The 20415-nt window shown below is 35.6% G+C and carries 18 protein-coding genes; 5 read left to right on the top strand and 13 right to left on the bottom strand.

Going from position 1 to position 20415, the window contains the following annotated elements; all coding sequences use genetic code 11:
- Positions 1-28: 28 nt before the first annotated feature.
- The 3 genes from CXF59_RS03120 to CXF59_RS03130 are packed head-to-tail and all read right to left on the bottom strand — an operon-like array spanning position 29 to position 3722.
- Positions 29-1417, bottom strand: a complete 1389-nt coding sequence (locus CXF59_RS03120) for a bifunctional UDP-3-O-[3-hydroxymyristoyl] N-acetylglucosamine deacetylase/3-hydroxyacyl-ACP dehydratase (protein WP_101136256.1) — start codon at positions 1415-1417, stop codon at positions 29-31.
- On the bottom strand, positions 1410-2453 hold the full coding sequence (gene lpxD, locus CXF59_RS03125; RefSeq protein WP_101136257.1) for a UDP-3-O-(3-hydroxymyristoyl)glucosamine N-acyltransferase: 1044 nt from the start codon (positions 2451-2453) through the stop codon (positions 1410-1412). The genes CXF59_RS03120 and lpxD overlap by 8 nt, the downstream gene beginning before the upstream one ends.
- Before the next feature lie 27 nt (positions 2454-2480).
- Positions 2481-3722, bottom strand: a complete 1242-nt coding sequence (locus tag CXF59_RS03130; RefSeq protein WP_101136258.1) for an HD domain-containing protein — start codon at positions 3720-3722, stop codon at positions 2481-2483.
- A gap of 190 nt (positions 3723-3912) precedes the next feature.
- On the opposite strand from CXF59_RS03130, the gene CXF59_RS03135 reads away from it, so the two are divergent.
- Genes CXF59_RS03135 through CXF59_RS03150 form a run of 4 tightly spaced genes read left to right on the top strand, consistent with a single transcriptional unit; the run spans position 3913 to position 10109 of the window.
- Positions 3913-4407: a GbsR/MarR family transcriptional regulator gene (locus CXF59_RS03135; protein WP_101136259.1), complete on the top strand. Its 495-nt coding sequence runs from the start codon at positions 3913-3915 to the stop codon at positions 4405-4407.
- A gap of 14 nt (positions 4408-4421) precedes the next feature.
- Positions 4422-5540: an efflux RND transporter periplasmic adaptor subunit gene (locus CXF59_RS03140; RefSeq protein WP_101136260.1), complete on the top strand. Its 1119-nt coding sequence runs from the start codon at positions 4422-4424 to the stop codon at positions 5538-5540.
- Between the two features lie 8 nt (positions 5541-5548).
- Positions 5549-8719 carry an efflux RND transporter permease subunit gene (locus CXF59_RS03145; RefSeq protein WP_101136261.1) on the top strand — a complete coding sequence of 1057 codons (3171 nt, stop codon included), beginning with the start codon at positions 5549-5551 and terminating at the stop codon, positions 8717-8719.
- Positions 8709-10109: an efflux transporter outer membrane subunit gene (locus CXF59_RS03150; protein ID WP_101136262.1), complete on the top strand. Its 1401-nt coding sequence runs from the start codon at positions 8709-8711 to the stop codon at positions 10107-10109. Before CXF59_RS03145 ends, CXF59_RS03150 begins: the two co-directional genes overlap by 11 nt.
- Before the next feature lie 128 nt (positions 10110-10237).
- On the opposite strand, the gene chrA is transcribed toward CXF59_RS03150, so the two are convergent.
- From chrA to CXF59_RS03190, 10 genes are all read right to left on the bottom strand, one after another.
- Positions 10238-11371, bottom strand: a complete 1134-nt coding sequence (gene chrA, locus CXF59_RS03155) for a chromate efflux transporter (protein ID WP_101136263.1) — start codon at positions 11369-11371, stop codon at positions 10238-10240.
- 42 nt (positions 11372-11413) lie between these two features.
- The gene (locus CXF59_RS03160) at positions 11414-11896 is read right to left on the bottom strand and encodes a GyrI-like domain-containing protein (protein WP_101136264.1); all 483 of its coding nucleotides are present in this window, start codon (positions 11894-11896) and stop codon (positions 11414-11416) included.
- 172 nt (positions 11897-12068) lie between these two features.
- The gene (locus CXF59_RS03165; protein WP_232758603.1) at positions 12069-13265 is read right to left on the bottom strand and encodes a dipeptidase; all 1197 of its coding nucleotides are present in this window, start codon (positions 13263-13265) and stop codon (positions 12069-12071) included.
- Positions 13266-13400: 135 nt separating this feature from the next.
- Entirely contained in the window at positions 13401-13910 is a 510-nt protein-coding gene (locus tag CXF59_RS03170) for a GNAT family N-acetyltransferase (protein WP_101136265.1), read from the bottom strand.
- A gap of 431 nt (positions 13911-14341) precedes the next feature.
- Positions 14342-14554 carry a hypothetical protein gene (locus CXF59_RS14855; protein WP_157824508.1) on the bottom strand — a complete coding sequence of 71 codons (213 nt, stop codon included), beginning with the start codon at positions 14552-14554 and terminating at the stop codon, positions 14342-14344.
- Positions 14555-14742: 188 nt separating this feature from the next.
- Positions 14743-15084 carry a DUF3471 domain-containing protein gene (locus CXF59_RS15190; RefSeq protein ID WP_232758604.1) on the bottom strand — a complete coding sequence of 114 codons (342 nt, stop codon included), beginning with the start codon at positions 15082-15084 and terminating at the stop codon, positions 14743-14745.
- Between the two features lie 23 nt (positions 15085-15107).
- Positions 15108-16055, bottom strand: a complete 948-nt coding sequence (locus CXF59_RS03175) for a serine hydrolase (RefSeq protein ID WP_232758606.1) — start codon at positions 16053-16055, stop codon at positions 15108-15110.
- 227 nt (positions 16056-16282) lie between these two features.
- Positions 16283-16492, bottom strand: coding sequence for a hypothetical protein (locus CXF59_RS03180; RefSeq protein ID WP_157824509.1), 210 nt, complete (start codon positions 16490-16492; stop codon positions 16283-16285).
- Entirely contained in the window at positions 16489-16692 is a 204-nt protein-coding gene (locus tag CXF59_RS03185; RefSeq protein WP_157824510.1) for a hypothetical protein, read from the bottom strand. Before CXF59_RS03185 ends, CXF59_RS03180 begins: the two co-directional genes overlap by 4 nt.
- Before the next feature lie 378 nt (positions 16693-17070).
- Positions 17071-18105 (bottom strand): RelA/SpoT domain-containing protein, encoded by a 1035-nt coding sequence (locus tag CXF59_RS03190; RefSeq protein ID WP_101136268.1) that lies wholly within the window; start codon positions 18103-18105, stop codon positions 17071-17073.
- 719 nt (positions 18106-18824) lie between these two features.
- On the opposite strand from CXF59_RS03190, the gene CXF59_RS03195 reads away from it, so the two are divergent.
- Positions 18825-20174 carry a Na(+)-translocating NADH-quinone reductase subunit A gene (locus CXF59_RS03195; protein ID WP_101136269.1) on the top strand — a complete coding sequence of 450 codons (1350 nt, stop codon included), beginning with the start codon at positions 18825-18827 and terminating at the stop codon, positions 20172-20174.
- The last annotated feature ends 241 nt before the right edge of the window (positions 20175-20415 follow it).

The raw sequence follows: 20415 nt of genomic DNA on the forward strand, positions 1-20415 counted from the left end.
TACTTCAGGGTTTTATGATATTTCTAATTTATGGTTTTTTGGCAATCTGGGCCATTAACTCAGCTTCTGCGACTAATTTACCATTAGCATAAGCGTTCGCTTGCATATGACAAATCCCTCTTCGTATCGGTGTAATCAAATCACATTTAAAAATCAAGGTATCACCAGGTAAGACTTTTTGTTTGAACTTAACGTTATCAATTTTCATAAAATAAGTCAAATAATTTTCAGGATCCGGAACCGTACTTAGAACTAATATCCCTCCTGTTTGTGCCATTGCTTCCACAATTAACACTCCAGGCATTACTGGCGCTTCAGGAAAATGTCCAACAAAGAAATTTTCATTCATTGTAACATTTTTCATTCCTACCACATGACTTTCCGACATTTCTATAATTCTGTCAATCAATAAAAATGGAGGTCGGTGCGGAAGAACAGCCATGATTTTATGAATATCCATCAGCGGCTCCTGGTTTAAATCAAAAACAGGTACATAATTTCTCTGTTCAATTTTTATGATTTTAGCCATCTTTTTGGCAAATTGTGTATTGACGAAATGACCTGGCTTATTCGCAATAACTTTACCTTGTATTTTTGTTCCAATTAAGGCTAAGTCACCTACTACGTCAAGTAGTTTATGTCTTGCAGCTTCGTTAGGATAATGCAGCGTAAGATTGTCTAATATCCCGTTTGGCTTCACATTAATCGTGTCTTTCCCAAAAGCAACTTTCAAATTCTCCATTGTACCCGCGGATATTTCTTTATCTACGTATACAATAGCGTTATTCAAATCGCCTCCTTTAATCAAACCGTTTTCCAATAATGATTCCAATTCATGAAGAAAACTAAATGTTCTAGATTCGGAGATTTCTTTTTTAAATTCAGAAATGTCTTTCATAGTAGCATTTTGAGTCCCTAGAATTTTTGTCCCAAAATCTACCATAGTAGTAACGCTATATTGATCACTTGGCATTATTAAAATTTCGCTTCCACTTTCCTCATCAGTAAATGAAATAATTTCTTTTACCACATAAATATTTCGTTTTGTATTTTGTTCTTCAATTCCTGCTTTTTCAAGCGCTTCAACAAAATATTTAGACGAACCATCCATTATAGGAAGCTCTGAAGTATTTAGTTCGATGATGACATTGTCCAAATCGCAACCCACTAAGGCGGCTAGCACATGTTCCGGGGTTTGTATTTTAACTCCAAGTTTTTCTAAATTGGTGCCACGTTGTGTATTAACTACATAGTTTGCATCTGCCTCAACAACAGGGTGTCCTTCTAAATCTACTCTGACAAAAGTAAAACCATTATTTGATGGAGCAGGTTTGAAAGTCATTATAACCTCTTTACCAGTGTGTAATCCAACTCCTGTTAGCGAGATTTCTGTTTTTATAGTCTTCTGTTTAACCATTATTCCCGTTTTTTTGGTTTAATATTTGTTTTTTTAATTCTTCTAATTCTGCGACGATTTTTGGTAAGTTTTTAAAGTGTACATAGGACTTACTGTAATCATTGTATCCAAATGTTGGACTTCCTTGTAAGATTTCATCATCCTTAATGTTTCTTCCTACACCCGATTGTGCCTGAATCCGAACATTATTCCCTATGGTCAAATGTCCCGCAATTCCGACCTGGCCGCCAATCATTCCATTTTTACCAATTTTAGTCGAACCTGCAACGCCAGTTTGAGCGGCAATTACGGTGTTCTCCCCTATTTCTACGTTATGGGCGATCTGAATTTGATTGTCCAATTTTACTCCTTTTCTTATAATCGTAGACCCCATTGTAGCTCTATCTATTGTCGTACAAGCGCCAATATCTACGTCATCTTCTATAATGACATTTCCTATTTGCGGAATCTTTTTAAAGGTTCCATCAGGATTAGGCGCAAAGCCAAAACCATCAGCCCCTATAACTGAGCCGGAGTGTATAGCACAATTATTTCCTATTACCGTTTGCTCATAAATCTTAGTGCCAGCAAAAATAGTGACATTATCTCCAATGACGACATTATCCCCTATAAAACAATTGGGATAAATTTGGACATTATCTCCTAAAACCACATTTGATCCTACGTAACTGAAACTACCTAAATATAAGTTGTTGCCATATTTAGCATTCTCTGCTATTACAGAGGGCTGCTCTATTCCGCTTTTATTACCTTTCGCCTGATCATAAAACTCCAATAATTTAGAAAAAGCTATATAAGCATCATCTACTTTTATCAAGGTTGTTCTTAATTCAGATTCGGGAATAAAGCTTTTATTTACAATCGTGATCGTAGCCTCAGTGCTATAAATATAGTTGTTGTATTTCGGGTTTGATAAAAAAGTCAGTGAACCTTCCTTACCTTCTTCAATCTTAGACAACACATATACTTCAGCATTGGGATTCCCAACAACTTCACCGTCTAATATGCCTGCTATTTGTTCTGCTGTAAATTTCATTGCCACAAAAATATAAAAAAATAGATTTTAAATGTTCATTTCCACAAGTTGTTTTGGGAAACAGATGTAATATTTGGTCACAGATTTAGATAATGATTTTAAATTCAACTGGTCTGAAGATTCAATAACATCCTCGACTGTCTTGTCTTTTTTCAATATTCGTATCGGTTCCGCTTCCTTACTGTATGCCTGATTTTTTATTTTTCCTTTGAAAATAAAATAGTTAGCTTCCAGCAAGCTGATATTGTTTTCCAATGCAAAACGTTCTTTTAAAGGGTGTAAATCTTCAGTAGCCACTTTTTCACTGGTTAATTTTATTTTCAATAAATCTCTATTGATAATCATTTTACTCAATGAAGACAAAATAAAATCGCTCTGACGTTGCCATCCTTTTAGCGCACTAATGATGTCAAAATCATCCAATTGAGCAAATAAGTCTAAAGTTCCCGCATCAAATGTATCCATTGTGACTTTATGCTGCAAGAAATACTGCAAAGGTTCGCTACACGGCAAAACCACTCCTTTCCCGGTTAATTCTTTCGCACGTTTCAGGATTCGGGTCAAAATTAATTCGGCCACTAAACTGGTTTTATGCAAGTAGGCTTGCCAGTACATTAATCGTCTCGACATCAAAAATTTCTCAACAGAGTAGATTCCTTTTTCTTCTATTACCAAAACATCATCCACAACATTCATCATTTGAATCAATCGCTCTGAGTTGACATTCCCTTCGGCCACACCCGAATAAAAACTATCGCGTTTCAAATAATCCATACGATCCATATCCAGTTGACTAGAAATCAGTTGTAACATAAACATGCGATGATACTCCCCTTTAAAGACCTCTATGGCCAAATCCAACTGTCCATCAAATTCAGCGTTTAACTGATGCATAAACAACAAGGAGATTTCCTCGTGATGTACATCTTCAACAATACTTTTTTCCATCGCGTGTGAAAAGGGTCCATGCCCGATATCATGCAATAAAATAGCAATATATAGCGCGTTTTCTTCTTCTTTAGAGATGGCAATGTCCTTAAAACGCAATACTTCAACTGCCTTTTGCATCAGGTGCATACAGCCCAAAGCATGATGAAATCGCGTGTGATTCGCACCCGGATATACCAGATATGATAATCCCATTTGGGAAATACGTCTTAGACGTTGAAAATAAGGGTGCTGTATTAAATCGTAAATTAAAGCATTGGGAATGGTAATAAACCCATAGATGGGATCATTGAATATTTTTAGCTTATTGATTTGACTCACTATAAGTTTGTTTTTAGGTCAACAAATATAGGTAAAATAGATTTTATCCAATAATGTGTTTTTAGAGTCCCTAATTACTGGTGAAAAGATAGTTTTTCCCGGCGCTTTGGACGTATAAATTAATTTCGATTAAATTAAGTTCTTTTAGTTCGGTGTTTTACGAACTAATCGTACATTTGCAAAAAAAAGTATGGACAGTTTAAAGAGAGAGAGAGAGGAAATCATTGAGCTATCCGGTATTCATTTTGAGTCTTTATTTAATATATCGCCTTTAGCTGCAAGAATTTTAGGCGTACTTATTATTGATGGATGTAAATCGGGCTTAACCTTTGAGTCTATAGTCGAAAAATTATCTGCCAGCAAAAGCTCGATATCTACCAATTTAAATTTACTCCTAAAAATGGAGAAAATATACTATTTCACCATAGCGGGTGATCGAAAGAAATATTTTAGAGTAGCACCTTTGAGTGAGCGACTATTGAATTATAAAAAAATGCTCGAATCAGAAAAATTTGTAATTGATAAAATGCTTCAATATCGTGAAAAAACAATTTCCTGTCCTGAAGAAAAATGCAATCTAGAGAATGTAAAAGCGTATAAAATTCATATTAGCGAAGTGGAAGAGTTGCTTATGAAAACCATCGCCAAATTTAAAATAATAGAATCAATTAATAATAATCAATAATAAATTAAATAAAAATGAAAAAAATTTCATTATCTATAATAGCTTTTTCGCTGCTACTTTCCTCATGTGGAAAGAAAGAAGAGCAAGCTGCAGTGCAAGGACCGGCACATTTCCCCGTACAAGAAATAGTAATGCAAGATGCCACCGTATACCAAGACTTTACTGCTAATATTCAAGGACAACAAAATGTAGAAATCAGGCCTAAAGTAAGCGGATTTATTCAAAAGATATATATTGACGAAGGTCAAGTGGTTAGAAAAGGGCAGCTTTTATTCAAATTAGAAACGCAAATGCTAAATCAAGATGCTTCGGCTGCAAAAGCAATGGTTGCAGCGGCGCAAGTTGAAGTAGATCGTTTAAAACCACTTGTAGACAGAAATATCATCAGTAACGTACAATTGGCAACAGCCAAAGCTAAATTAGCGCAAGCGAAAAGTGCCTACGGAAGTGTTGTTGCAAATATTGGTTACGGAACCATCTATTCTCCCGTAAACGGAGTAATCGGAAGTTTACCCTTTAAAGAAGGTAGTTTAGTAAACTCGACTGAGCAAATGCCTATGACAACAGTATCAGACACGAAAATTGTGCGTGCCTACTTTTCTATGAATGAAAAACAAGTATTGTACTTTAATAGGATATTTAAAGGATCCACTACTGCCGAAAAATTAAAGTCAGCTCCTGCTGTCAGCCTAATATTAGTTGACGATTCAGAATACAACCAAATGGGAAAAATAACTACCATGAACGGATTAGTAAATCCAACTACGGGTACAACAGAGTTTAGAGCGGAATTTAAAAACCCTGAAGGTATTTTAAGAAGTGGAAGCAGCGGAATCATTCGTTTACCAATTGTACAAAGCAATGTTGTTCTGATACCCCAAAAGGCTGTTTTTGAAGTACAAGGAAAACAAATTATCTATGCTGTTGAAAAAGGAAACAAAGTCAAATCAAGAATTATAGAAACCAATGGAACTTCTGACTTGAATTACATTGTAACTGCCGGACTTGCAGAAGGGGATGTTGTAGTTATTGAAGGTGCTTCAAAACTAAAAGATGATATGGAAATTGTTCCAGAGCCTATTAAGAATGAGGTACAAGCAAATGATGCTAAACAAACTACAACTAAAAAATAATTGCAAAGATGTTAAAAACTTTTATAGAGAGACCTGTACTCTCGACAGTAATATCGATTCTAATCACCATATTAGGTGTACTGGGGTTGATGTCCTTACCCGTAGAACAATATCCCGAAATAGCACCGCCGACAGTGCAAGTTACCGCTAATTATACGGGAGCAAATGCTGTAACGGTGCTAAACAGTGTAGTTATTCCACTGGAAGAAGAAATAAATGGTGTAGAAGGAATGACGTATATGACGTCTTCGGCAGCTAATGATGGTTCGGCTAAAATTTCTGTTTATTTTGCATTAGGAACTGACCCGGATATTGCTGCGGTAAACGTGCAAAACAGAGTGGCACGTGCCACTAGTAAATTGCCGACTGCAGTAGTACAAACTGGCGTTACCACAATAAAGAGTCAAAATAGTGCTTTGATGTTTTTTGCCTTATATTCCAGCAACAAAGCCTATGACGAAGTTTATATTCAGAATTATGCTAAAATCAACCTGGTACCTAAACTGCAGCGTGTTAGCGGCGTAGGTCAGGTAAATGTATTTGGGGCTAAAGATTACTCCATGCGAATTTGGATTGATCCTGAAAAAATGGCTGCTTATGGAATGGCTCCTAAGGATATTCAGGACGCTTTACAAGAACAAAACGTTGAAGCAGCTCCAGGAAAATTTGGAGAGAATGCAGATGGTGTTTTTGAATATGTTATTAAATACAAAGGAAGACTTTCAGAAATAAAAGATTATGAGAATATTATAATTAAATCTACCGGAAACGGAAACTTCTTAAGAATTAAAGATGTAGCCACTGTTGAGTTAGGCGGTTTTAACTATGGAACTAAGAATATTGCTATGGGTGAAGAGGGAGTTGTAATGGGCGTTTTTCAAACTTCCGGCTCCAATGCCCAAGACATTACCACAGAGATTATGTCTATCCTAGAGGAGTCAAAGGTCGATTTCCCTCCTGGAGTTGATTATATTATTCCTTTTAATACTAAAACATTTTTAGATGCTTCTATAAACAAGGTGATTTCTACTTTAATTGAAGCTTTTTTACTGGTTTTCCTCGTTGTTTATCTATTCTTACAAGACTTTAGGTCAACATTAATTCCTGCTATTGCGGTACCGGTTGCTATTGTAGGTACCTTTTTCTTTCTGCAAATATTTGGGTTCTCCATCAATATGTTAACGCTATTTGCAATGATTCTGGCCATTGGTATTGTCGTCGATGATGCTATCGTAGTCGTCGAGGCGGTACACGCCAAACTGGATGAGGGCGCTACGTCCGCTAAAGAAGCTACGCTTTCTGCGATGAACGAAATTACTGGAGCCATTGTTTCTATTACCATAGTGATGGCAGCAGTATTTATTCCGGTATCGTTCTTAGGTGGTCCATCGGGCGTATTTTACCAACAATTTGCTGTTACTTTAGCGATTGCTATTTTAATTTCTGCGGTAAATGCCTTGACTTTAAGTCCTGCATTATGCGCATTACTATTAAAACCACATCCAGACTCTAAGCATCATGATGCTAATTTTAAAGACCGTTTTTTCATTGCTTTCAATACTAATTTTGATCGAATGAATGCCAAATATGTGCGATCACTTCGTTTCCTAGCTGCAAAAAAATGGATTACTGTTGTTGCCTTATTAGTGTTTTCCGGAATTACGGTGCTATTATTCCAAATTACTCCTTCTGGATTTATTCCAAATGAGGATAGAGGTATCATTATGGCCGATTTAACACTTCCTCCTGGTACTACTTTGGAAAAAACAACAAAGACAGTAAGAGAACTAGATTCCATCATTGCTTCGATGGATATTGTTGAAGCCCGAATGAATATTGTAGGTTACAGTTTGCTAAACGGGGTAAATGGAGGTTCGTATGCATTTTCGGTACTTAAATTGAAACCCTGGAGTGAACGTACTGAAGACAATCAATCTGTAGATGCGGTCGTTGGGCAATTGTTTGCTAAAACTGCCGTGTTAAAAGAAGGCCGTGCCTTATTCTTTACACCTCCAAGTGTACAAGGTTTTGGTAGTGCCGATGGTTTTGAATTGAAGGTACAAGACAAAGGAGATGATGACTGGCAAACGGTTAGTAAAGTGACTAACGAATTCTTAGGGGAGTTGATGAAACGTCCTGAAGTTCAGTATGCCATCACTAATTTCAATCCTAACTTCCCACAATATCAAATGGATGTCAATATTGAAAGAGCCAAAGACGCGGGAATAGCTATTACTGATATATTTAATAGCATGCAAGGCTATTATGGTGGATTATATACGACTGATTTCAACAAGTTTGGAAAACAATACCGTGTAATGATTCAAGCAAAACCTGAAGATCGCGCCAACCTTGAGTCTATAAACAATATTTATGTTAAGAATGCTGCGGGTCAACAAGTAGCGATCAGTCAGTTTGTAGATTTTAAAAGAATATATGGTCCTGAGTCCGTGGCTCGTTTTAACATGCTTAAAGCAGTTAATATAAACGGTAAAGCTAATCCAGGGTACAGTTCTGGAGATGCCATTAAAGCCGTTCAAGAAGTAGCTGCACAACATTTACCAAAATCATATACCTATGAATTCTCAGGAATGACTCGGGAAGAGATTCTTGCAGGTAATCAAGCCATTGGAGTATTCTTATTGAGTTTAATCTTTGTTTACTTCCTATTAAGTGCGCAGTACGAGAGTTATTTAGTACCACTATCTGTATTGCTTTCACTTCCTGTAGGTATTGCAGGAGCGATTGGTTTTGTAAACCTCGCCGGATTAGAAAATAATATCTATTTCCAAGTGGCCTTAATCATGTTGATAGGATTACTCGCCAAAAATGCAATTTTGATTGTGGAGTTTGCTATACAAAGGAGACGAAACGGAATGGATCTGACAAAATCTGCTATTGAAGGTGCAAAAGCACGTTTGCGTCCGATATTAATGACCTCCTTAGCTTTCATCTTCGGATTGATGCCATTGGCACTAGCCTCTGGAGTTGGTGCTGTAGGAAACCGTTCTATCGGAATGGGTGCCGTTGGAGGGATGCTTGTAGGAACTATTTTTGGAGTATTTGTTATTCCGATTTTGTTTATCATCTTTCAAGGATTACAAGAACGTATTTCTGGAATACCAGTAAATACTAAAGAAAATGATGTTGCACTTTTAGAAGAAGAAAATGAAAAATAAAATATACAGAGTCGCACTATTAGGGCTAACAGTAACGGTAATGCAATCGTGTTTTGTTGCCAAAGACTATAAACGTCCGGAGTTAAAAACAGCAGATTTGTATCGAAATGAAGTAGTGTCAACGGACACTACTTCATTAGCCAATGTCGCTTGGGACAAAATATTTACCGATCCTCTTTTGCAAGGCTATATTTCAAAGGGATTACAGAACAATTTAGACATCCGCATTGCCATGCAAAATATTGTGGCTGCACAGGCTACCATGAAACAGGGAAAAGCGGGCTACTTCCCTAGCCTATCTGTGGGAACGGACTGGACGCATCAGATGTTATCTAAAAACAGTCAGTTTGGAGCTTTCCTGCAAGATCGCAGTACAGATCAATATCAATTGTCAGGAAACCTTTCTTGGGAAGCTGATATATGGGGGAAAATAAGAAGTAACAAGCGCGCCACCAATGCTGCTTACCTGCAAACTACAGCCGCAAATCAAGCGATAAAAACACAATTAATTGCAAATATCGCTACTGTTTACTATCAGTTGCTTTCTATAGATGCACAAATAAAAGTAGCGGAGGAAACTTTGATTAATCGCGAACAGAGTGTTGAAACTATTCAGGCTTTAAAAAAAGCAGGTACTGTTACTGAAGTGGGCGTCAAACAAACAGAAGCTCAAAAATATGCTACTGAAATCATCATCGCCGATTTAAAGAATACGATTATTATCCTGGAGAATACCATGAGTACTCTTTTAGCAGCACCTTCAGCTAAAATTGAACGTAGCACCTTTGAATCTCAGACGATGCAACCGGCAATAACTTTAGGGGTTCCCGCCAGTTTATTGAGAAACAGGCCTGATGTCATTGCAGCCGAATACAATTTGATTACTACTTTTGAAATGACAAATGTGGCCAAAAGTGGCTTTTACCCCTCTTTAAGAGTTACCGCAACTGGAGGGCTTCAAAGTATTGATTTAAAAGAATGGTTTAGTGCTAATTCTATTTTTGCCAATATAATCACTGGTTTAACACAACCCATTTTTAATCAAAGACAAGTAAGAACGAAGTTTGAAATTGCCAAAGCCAATCAGGAAAAAGCGTATTTACAGTTTGAACAATCGCTACTAACTGCCGGTAAGGAAGTTTCGGATGCCCTGGCCCAGTACAATAATGAAACCTATAAAATTACCATTCGCGAGAAGCAGGTAGATGCACTTAAAAAGGCAGCTAATTATTCTGATGAATTATTGACTTATGGTATGGCTAATTATCTGGAAGTATTAATTTCTAAAAATGATGCTTTAAATGCTGAACTAAGTTTAGTAGACAATAAATTTCAACAATACAAAGCCGTAATTCAATTGTACAAAGCACTTGGTGGTGGATGGCAATAAAGTATTACGACTAAAAATAGAAGAGATTTTTAATTCAAAAAAGCCACTGAGTATAGTACTTAGTGGCTTTTTTATATTTTAACAACAACTACACTTTCATAAACATTCTTAAAAAGAACAAGCTTCCTTTAGACTAACATCAGTAAATAGCCTACTAATGCACCACCCAAAACTATAAAGGCACTGTTTATTTTCTTGTACTTAAATACAATTACAATACTCAATACTGCTATTAAAATCGTTCGCCGGTCCGTTATGGTATCTCTACCCAATTCATAACAGATGGATACGATTATTGCAATCGAAGCCACATTTACAGCATCTAGAAATACGGCAAAAGGCTTCGAATTTCTCATCTTTTTTACCAAAGGATTCAATAATGCCACAAATACAAACGAGGGTACAAATATCGCCAGCGTTGAAATGAGTGCCCCGGATATTCCATTGATTTGATAGCCCACAAAGGTAACGGAGGAAAAAACAGGTCCCGGTGTGAATTGTCCTACCGCAATGGCATCAATTAGTTCGGTTCGTGTGAGTAAACCTTTGGCGACCAACTCGGCATCCAAAAAAGCAAAAAGCACATAGCCACTTCCATAAAGGATTGCCCCTATCTTTAAGAAAATCAGAAATAAATTGAAGTTTGTGGGTGCCAGTAAAGCCGTTTTAGAAACTGGAAAAAGCATCAGCGGAATCCAGTTGTTCCCTTTTTTATCCGAGATTTTGTTCGTGAATGAATTCCAAAACAAAGCCAGGAATCCAGCGCCAAAAAGAAGCATAATTTCATTGAACTGCAACAGCGAAAGCAGTAATACAATACATCCTATAATCCCTAATTGAACTGTTTTTAGGGATTTTTTTGCGAGCGGGAAAATAGCGCCCAAAATAATGGCAATGATGGCGGGTTTTATACCGTATAAAAAAGGTTGAATTTCAGGTAGCTGCCCATAGTCTTTATAAAGCCAGGCAAAGATTCCCGTTAGCATAACGGCTGGAACAATAAAACAGATTCCAGCAACAATAAGTCCCTTCCATCCTGCCCTTTCATGACCAATATGGATGGCCATTTCGGTACTGTTAGGACCTGGAATCAAATTAGTGGCTCCTATTAAGTCTAAAAAATGTTGCTCCTCAAGCCACTTTTTTTTAACCACCACTTCCTCTCGCATCATGGAGATGTGCGCGGCAGGACCTCCGAAACCTATAAATCCTAACTTTAAAAAAAGTGCGGCCACTTCCTTTAATTTTTGCTTTTCATTCATTACGATCGCTCGATTGTTATTTTATTTCTGACGGCCAAGTTACTATTTTTTCTCTTTGACGGGAATCCAAATTTCCTCTTCAGAATCAGGATGGTCATTTTTGTATTTATCGCCCAAGATTTCAAAATGAGGCCGATGATCTAAAACATACTCGGAACTCGGTAACCAAGTAGCAAAAATATATTCAAACGCTGCAGGAGCTCCGCTCGCATCGCCTGTATAATTAAAAACAGCATAAAGGCCACTGTTGATTGTAAAAGAATCCATTCCGTCAGGAATTATTTCAAAGTCAGTAACCGCCATGGCTGTCCAATACTCAAACGATGCAGCGGGATTAAAATTATCATAAAAGTTAGGACTGAATAATTGCATCGAGTAATAATCCGTGCCAATGGAATTTAAAACTTCTTTTCTTCTCGGCATAAAACACTTCCATAGTTCCCTCGATTTATAGTCACTATAGGACATCGTCATTCGCATGCCTGTAATTTTGGTTTCGGGAAATATTGTTAGTCTTGGAATCATTAACGGGTAATTTTAAATTAGTTCTACGAATGTACTTTAGTATATTTTGCTTTAGCTTCAAAAAACCTTTTGCAACAAATAAAAGGATTAATGAGATTAAATCGGTGTTTAGTTTTACCCTGCAGACACTCCTACTATTAATGGAGGATTTGTTTCGAAAAAAAGCTAGCGATTAGTTCTTTTCATTGGCACTCAAAACACGCAATAAGTTTCCACCTAATATTTTGTTGATGTCCTTTTCACTATACCCTTTTTCTAGCAGTGCTTTTGTAATTAGTGGATACGTTGTGACGTCATCTAATTGTTGTGGTGGCAATTCAATACCATCAAAATCAGAACCAATTCCTACATAATCAACGCCAACTAAGTTAATGATATATTCAATGTGCTTGATTACAAGATCAAAAGAGGCTCGAAGGTCTTGTGCCTCTATATTGTATTTTTTGTAAATTGTCGAAGAAGCAACGTGGCGGTTTTGAACTGCTAGCATGATAGAATCTTCCTCGGCCATGTGCTTTTTAATAAACGCATCTTCTCTCTTTTCTATAGTAGGATCAAGAAATCCAGAATTAAAGTTTACTTGGATGACTCCGCCGTTCCTAGCAATTGCCTTGATCTGGTCGTCTTTGAGATTGCGCTGGTGGGGACAAAGTGCGTAAACTGAACTGTGAGAAGCGATTATAGGTTTGGTGGTAGTAGCGATAACATCCCAAAAAGTCTGTTCGCCTACATGAGAAATATCAACCATCATTCCCAATGCATTCATATGTTGTACCAGCTTCTTTCCAAAATCAGTCAGGCCTTTGTGTTTTAAATCTTTGTTGTGTGTTTCGTCAGCAGCACTTGTTGCCCAAGAAGTAGAATTGTTCCAGGTAAGAGTCAGATAGCGCACGCCTCTTTTATAGAACGTATCGAGTTTATTCAGGTCATCTTCGATTTGATGGCCACCTTCAACGCCTATCAATGCAGCAATTTTGTGTTGCTTCACTGCTTTATATAGTTCAGCAGTGTTGGCTACTTTTATAATTTTATCTGGATTGCGTTTGACAGCAGCATCTAAGCTATCCATTTGACGCATTGCAAAATCATAGGGATCAGGTTGCTCTCCGTCACTAAAAACAGAAAAAAATTGCACATCCATTCCCCCTTCTTTCCATCGTTTTAAGTCGCTATGTGTTTTCCCGCGCAAGTCCTGATCTAAAGCGACGCCGTAGTCCATTGCTTGTGACAAGAAATCATTGTGTGTATCTACAAGAATCGCTTTGCTATGAATGTTCTTATAAGTTTGACTTGCTTTCTCGACTTTCACTTGGGCTAGACATGTCAATCCAGTCAATAATACCAAACCTAAACCCATCACTTTTTTCATGTCTTTTTGTTTTAAAATATTATTTTTTAGCTAGACTTGTCGTACTTCATGTTACACAATAATTCCTTTGCTAATGCTTTTGAATCAGTGCATATCCTTTTTCTTGTAGGTACTGCTAAATTGATACTTTCTATTCTAAAACGCTAATTTATATAGTAATACCTCTTCGGTATCATCTGTTAGTTTGATGTTTTTTTGAAACTGAAGGCCCAGTTTTATCAATAATTTCTGAGAACCAATATTTTTTTCTGAAGTAATTCCATTAATTTCGGTTAAATTGAACTCACTGAAAGCGAGCCCTTTTAAGGCATCTACACTTTCAAAACCGTAGCCTTTCTTTTCATATTGCGGAAGGAAAGCAAACCCGATATCAATGCCTTCCAAGCCCTCTCTATCGTAAAGCCCGCAGCACCCTATTTTTGCCCCGTCAAATTTTCTGGTGATTGTATAGTTGCCAAAACCAAGTCTTTCGATTTGAGGTATCATCTTATTCGTAATGTAGGCGGCAGCATCTTCACTGCTTTTTAGATTCCTATCCCCAATAAACTCAATCCATTTTGGGCTGTTGAAAAGCTCTAAAATAAGTTCGGCATCTTTCGTGGTGGTGGGTGTCAGAAATAATCGCTCTGTTTCAAATGTTTTCAAGTCCTATTAAATTTTAAAATTGGCATTATGTATTTTTACCTAAAAATTCCGAATCGCTTTCCGAAATTAAACGTAGTAAATATAGTTGATTTATACTACAAAAAGAAGCATAGTTCAATCCTATTTTACGGCCCTTTATATTATTAGTAAATTGTTTCTTCTTAAACTGTTGCAATCAATGCTTTTTCTCCCGAAAATCCTTCGTAGAGAATAGATAGCCGCCGATTCCTTTATTCTGTTTTATTTTAATATCTACCTCTCCAATTTCACTAGTAATCAAATCCTGTTTCCAAGCTATTTCTAGCCCATTTGAATGGGTATTTATGTCAAAATCATAAAGCGGGGAATAATATTTTTTTCACAGTCAAAACCTTCGTCAAAAACATAATTATTAAAAAATTTTAGCGTATTTTTCTTATATTTTTCTACAGTCATAATTTGATAGGTCCTATTAACTCCATCTGCTGCGCCATGATGTTTCCCACATCATTAATTCCTAAGTATAAGCTAGAACGACCACTATTCAACATACGCTTAGCATCAATGGTTAACTTAGCTTTTTTCCCCACGCCAACTTCTACGTAACTCTCTTCATCATTCAAAGCAACTAACCTTACATTTTGATCAAAGTTTAAAGAGGACAAGATTCCGTTATTCTTTTATTTATGACCGTCCGGTTTTTAAAGCATATAAAAACATCAAATAAACTTTCATTATTATTTCTATTTATAAAATTAGTGGCGAAGTTCTTATGATTTTTAAGCAGCCCCGTGGCTTTCATTTTATTCGAATGAGTTTCCCATCATCTTTAATATACAGAGTCGAGTAACGGTTATTTTTTTGTCAAAACATTTTTCGTTCCGCCCTGAATGATTGTCATTTGATTTACTGTTGGATCAAATTCTAACGTAATTCCAGCGGCTCTAAATTCGAATGTATCTTTTTTAATAGCTTCCAGCGGAAAAGCACCCTGCCCAGTCGCTTGTGCTATCAATTTCGTATTATCTTTTGTAACTGTTATTACCAAAGGAAAACTGGAACTTGCATATTCTCCTAAATAGCGGTCTAACTCTTCTGTTTTTAGGTCTAAAGTAGTAAACGTAGGGATTTCAAATTTTCTATTGTAGTAGCTCGATAAAATGGCAATCACAATATCATTATTTCCATAATTCATTCCGTTTGAAGTAATGGCAACACTCAGTTTACTTTCTGGAAAATAGGACAATGCCGAACGAAACCCATCGATTCCTCCGGTATGTCCGTACCTATCTTATCATAAAACGGTACTTGAAAAAACCCCATCCCGTATTTATCTTGGATTGTTTTCATTTGTTCCAATGAAGCCGCAGAAATCAATTTTCCACTAAATAATGCCTCTATAAACTGTGTTAAATCAGATGGAGTAGAAACCATGGCTCCAGCTCCCATTGGGATTGACATGTCCGTTTCGGTTTCTTTATTCCATTTGTCCGTATAACTGTACGAATAACATTCGTTATTAGCGATGCTTATTTTTCCTCCAAAGTAGGTGTTTTTCAAACCTAAAGGCTTCGCAATTTTTGTTTGTACCAATGTGGAATAGGGGTGTTTGTAAACTTCTTCCAGAATATAACTCAACAACACATAATTAGAATTGCTGTAGTCTCCTTTGCTATTGGGTTCAAAAACACTTTTGCCTTTCGCAATAATAGCAATCATTTCTTTCCTAGTTTTCGGCTGAGCGCTGTAGCCTTCATAATCAGGAGCGCTGGTAAAATTATATATTCCACTGCGGTGATTTAGTAAATTGCCAATGGTAATGTTAGTCGCATTTTCAACCGAAGGGAAATAGCCTTCCATAGTTTGATTCAGACTTAATTTCTTTTCTTCGATGGCTTTAAAAATTAAGACCGAAGTAAACATTTTAGATATAGAACCAATTCTATATTTCGTGCGAGCCGTTGCTTTTTTATTGCTTACGATATCTTCCTTCCCTATTGCATTGGTATAAATAATTTTCCCGTTTTCCAATACAGCAACACTTCCCATATACTTGTCATTTGTTTCCAGAACTTGAAACAGGCTATCAATTTTTACTTTATTGAAGTTTTGAGCAAATATGGGTAATGAAACAAGTACTACTAAAAAGGCAAGGATTTTTTTCATATTGTGTTTGTTTTTAATAGTTTGCGTATTGATTAAGTAAAAATAGGTAAAACTTCTTTTTGTTGCTGCTCTTAATGGATACATTACTTTTTTTTGAAGGCAATTACATTTCCGCTTCAGAGAGACTGGCACAATAGACATAAAATACGATTGATACATCATCTTTTCTTTTCGACAAAGCAAATTCCTCCGCGTACTTCGCAATTGCCTAGCAAGGCTTAAAACCTTTATTTCCCGGTACTCTTTTCCCTATTTCTAATTTCTAAGTAGGACTTCATAAATAGCGCGGCGATTGCCAATCTAAACAAACGATACACCCAAATATTAACCTCCCAAAAGAATAGTTTGTGTGTCGCTCCGATATCAAATAAGGAGTAGATGAACGAAATTAAAAATAAAATAGCCAATGCTAAATAAACGTTTTTGTGCATTCTCATAAAAAATTATTTGTTCTTGTTAGTTTCAAGTTTTTGTTTGCGCTTACTTTAAATAAAAAACCAAAAACATTTAATGTAAATCCAATAATAAGTACAGCCCCAGCGATTACTTGTATTCTTCCAGATTCCGGATATTCGATAATTAAGAAGATTGCTGTTGCCAATACAATAAGGCTAAGTAGGTAGATTATGTTTTTCATTTGTGATTGCTTTGTTTTTAAATATTTTATTAAACTTTTTATTTTGCTTATCGTTATTTTTGAAATAGTAGCACTCCTTACGGACTCAAGCGAGGACATTCTTTGCGGGGAGAGATTGCAAATATAAGCTAGCTTTGGTGGTTCCAAATTTGTTCTTTTGAAACGGTAGCAATGACTATTTTTTTTTCATTAAAAGTGATTTCACCATTTTTGATTATATAATTCTGTTTCATAGAGATATCTTTTTTTCTAACGTCTCGCAGTTTTTAGATGATTTGTGCTTCGTAAGCACTGATTTTTAGGCTTAACGAAAACTTGATGCGAAACGTTAATTTAACTAAGCTCCAGCTAGCTCAAATTGGCTGTTAGCCAACGTTTTTATACGTATTTACGTTCTTTACAGTTAAAATTCATTTTTTCAATTGCTTGTATAAACTCTGAAGTATCCAAAAAATAACTAGGATAAGCTTTTTTTAATGTTTTAATAGAAGTTGCAGAAACTAAAACGACAGCATTTTCATTCTCGTTAATAGTTTTTTCAAGTTTTAAATATTCATTAGTAGCATACTCAAACTGATTTTTATTGAAGATTTGAATATTTACAAACATTTCAATTATGTTTATGTTCAATAAATAGTAGTCACCAGGAAAATTATCAGATTCAATCTTATTAGTTGAAACACGAATAGCCTTCAGTTTAGTTAAAATATTAAGTTCCTCACAATAATTATAGCACTTTATCATTAGCTCTTCCATTGTAAATTCGGAATGATCATCCATTAAGGGAAGTTTTTCTTTAAGTGCAAATAGTGAACTAACAATTTTGAAAAAATCAAGCCATTCATCAGGACCTTGATTAGACTTTAAAGAAGTCTTTGTAATTATACCCGCTGTTTCAACTGCTGTTGCCCAATTGTGCTGTAATTTTGTCCTTATTTGTAATTCAAGTTTTAAGCCGTCGTATATATCTTTTGTAGAAGAATAGGTATAAATAAAATGTATACTGCGATATCCAGTATTTTTAGGATTTTTAACGTAATCCATAACTTTTTCAAGTTTATGAGCCATCTTTTGGGAACTTAAAGCATCATTTAATTTTCTTAAATCTTTAACGTCTTTTAGTACAGCTCGATATCCTCCAATATCTTGCATTCCTCCTAATCCCATACTTGGATTCAAGTCTAATTTATATTCTATGGAAGTTAACCGTTTTAATCTCTGTGAAACCAAATTTGGCTCGATTCTATTTTTTGTCAACAGCCTTAATAAGCTGTTTTTTAAAACTACTAAAGGATGTAAATGATTTGTTCTCCAGTTATTAATTAAATTTAACGCTTCTTCTACATCATTTTCTGATTTAGATGTAACTAATTTTTCTCCAGCTTTTGAAATTTGTTTTCTACTGTACTTCATTAAGTAGTTGATATTTATGTTCCTGATATTAAATGTTGGCTAACTAGTATATAACATATAGTTAATACCTCTTTTAATTAAATTCTCTCTCTTTACACGAAACAAAAATCCACAACAAAAACAAATGCGCTGCATCTTCTTGTTGTGGATTAATTTTGTTTTTCGTGGTGTTCAAATATAGGATTTATTTTGTTAAATCAATTTTTTAAATTTTTCACTGTCAAATATATTGAGAACTAAGTTTCTATTGTTACGGTTTTCCTCATATAGGTTAGTCATTAAATTTCTTTTTAACTTTTCTACTACTGAAAAAATCACTTTTAATCAACATTGATTTTTTAATTCTTATAAAACGGATTCGTGATTTCTAGCCCTGATGGAAGCGGCATCCTCTTTATCCTGGCTTTTCGGGATGAAGAGATATAGCGCACAGCAGGACCTATCACACTTGAAGCCACAATCGCTCTGCTCCTAAATATTATTTGAATGCTATTCCATTAAAAATCATTTATTTATAAAAACGAAATTTCCTTTTAGTTGAATGCAATTCTTTAATTAAAGTATCTTTATTGTTGCTATATCGACACAAATTCATTAAATTAGTGTCTCATTCTTCCGTTTTTTAACAAAAAAAATAGCATACATAATAGTATAGCATATACAATTACGTTCCAATAACAGAAAATCATAAGTACTACCCACTAAAAATAAATTAATGTATGAGTGAATATATTAAAATTAAACGGGGATTGAATCTCAAATTGATCGGTGAAGCTGCTAAGTCAGTATTGCACCTGCCTCTGGCCGAAATATTTGCTTTGAAGCCAAAAGATTTTGTGGGGCTAACACCTAAACTATTAGTGAAAGTAGGAGCTAACGTAGAAGCAGGGACTCCCCTGTTTTACGATAAAAAGAATGAAAAAATCAAGTTCTGCTCTCCGGTTAGTGGTGAAGTAATTGAAATTCTTCGTGGAGACAAAAGAGTCATTTTAGATATAAAAATCCTTGCCGACAGGGAAATAAAATACCTCCTCTTTACCAAATCGAATCCCAACCAACTTTCCCGAAAAGAAATCATTGAACAACTATTGAATAGCGGTGTTTGGCCATTTATTCGCCAACGTCCTTATGGCATTATAGCGAATCCGAGCGAAAACCCAAAAGCGATCTTCATTTCTGCCTTTGACACGAATCCATTGGCTCCTGATACTGATTTTATCATGTCTGGGAAAGAATCTCATTTTCAAACGGGATTAGACGCCTTACGGCAATTAACAACTGGAAAAATACATTTAAATGTTCAAGCGAATACTGCTCCTGTCTTTAGTCAAGCTCAAAATGTACAAATCAATACGATATCAGGTCCTCACCCAGCGGGAAATGTTGGCGTGCAAATTCACCATATTGACCCTATCAACAAAGGGGAAATAGTATGGTACATCAATCCACAAGATGTAGTCATCATAGGAAAATTATTTGATCAAGGAATATTTGATGCTAGCCGAATCGTTGCAGTAACTGGTTCTCAGGTTAACAATCCCAAATACTATAAAACGATCGTAGGTTCTTCTATAAAAAATATTCTTACTGAAGCAGGTCTGAAAAAAGGCGACAACAGAATCATCAGTGGTTCTATTTTATCTGGCAGCCAAATTCCAGCTGACGGTTATTTAGGTTTTTATGATTCACAAATTACCGCTATCCGTGAAGGAAATGAATATGAATTTATGGGTTGGCTGGCGCCAGGCTTGGATAAATTTAGTGTCTCCCGTACCTTTTTTTCTTGGTTGACCCCAAATAAAAAACACAATTTAAATACCAATTTACATGGTGAAGAACGTCCCTTTGTAATGACCGGACAATATGAAAAAGTTTTTCCCATGGATATTTATCCCGTACAACTTTTAAAATCAATCTTAATTGAAGACATCGATATGATGGAGAAATTGGGAATATATGAAGTAGTAGAAGAAGATTTTGCGCTCTGCGAATTAGTCTGTACATCAAAGATAAAATCGCAAGAAATCATACGTCATGGTCTGGATATGGTAAGAAAGGAGTTTAGTTGATATTTATTTAAACCATAGAAGACCTATAAGTTTTTTTTATCTGTCACAAGTTTACAGGCAAACCTTAATTGAAAACCAGATAAGTCAATTTAATTAGATAATAGATTTGTTGTTTAGTTAATGACTTTTTTTTAACCATATAACATATAATAAGTTTTTTCAATCTGTAAATAGTTTAGGATAAGGCTTAATTGAAGACTATATATAAGGATTTTACAATTACATGTAAATAATTAACTAA

It is taken from the genome of Flavobacterium sp. ALD4 (assembly GCF_002836475.1).
Lineage (GTDB): Bacteria > Bacteroidota > Bacteroidia > Flavobacteriales > Flavobacteriaceae > Flavobacterium.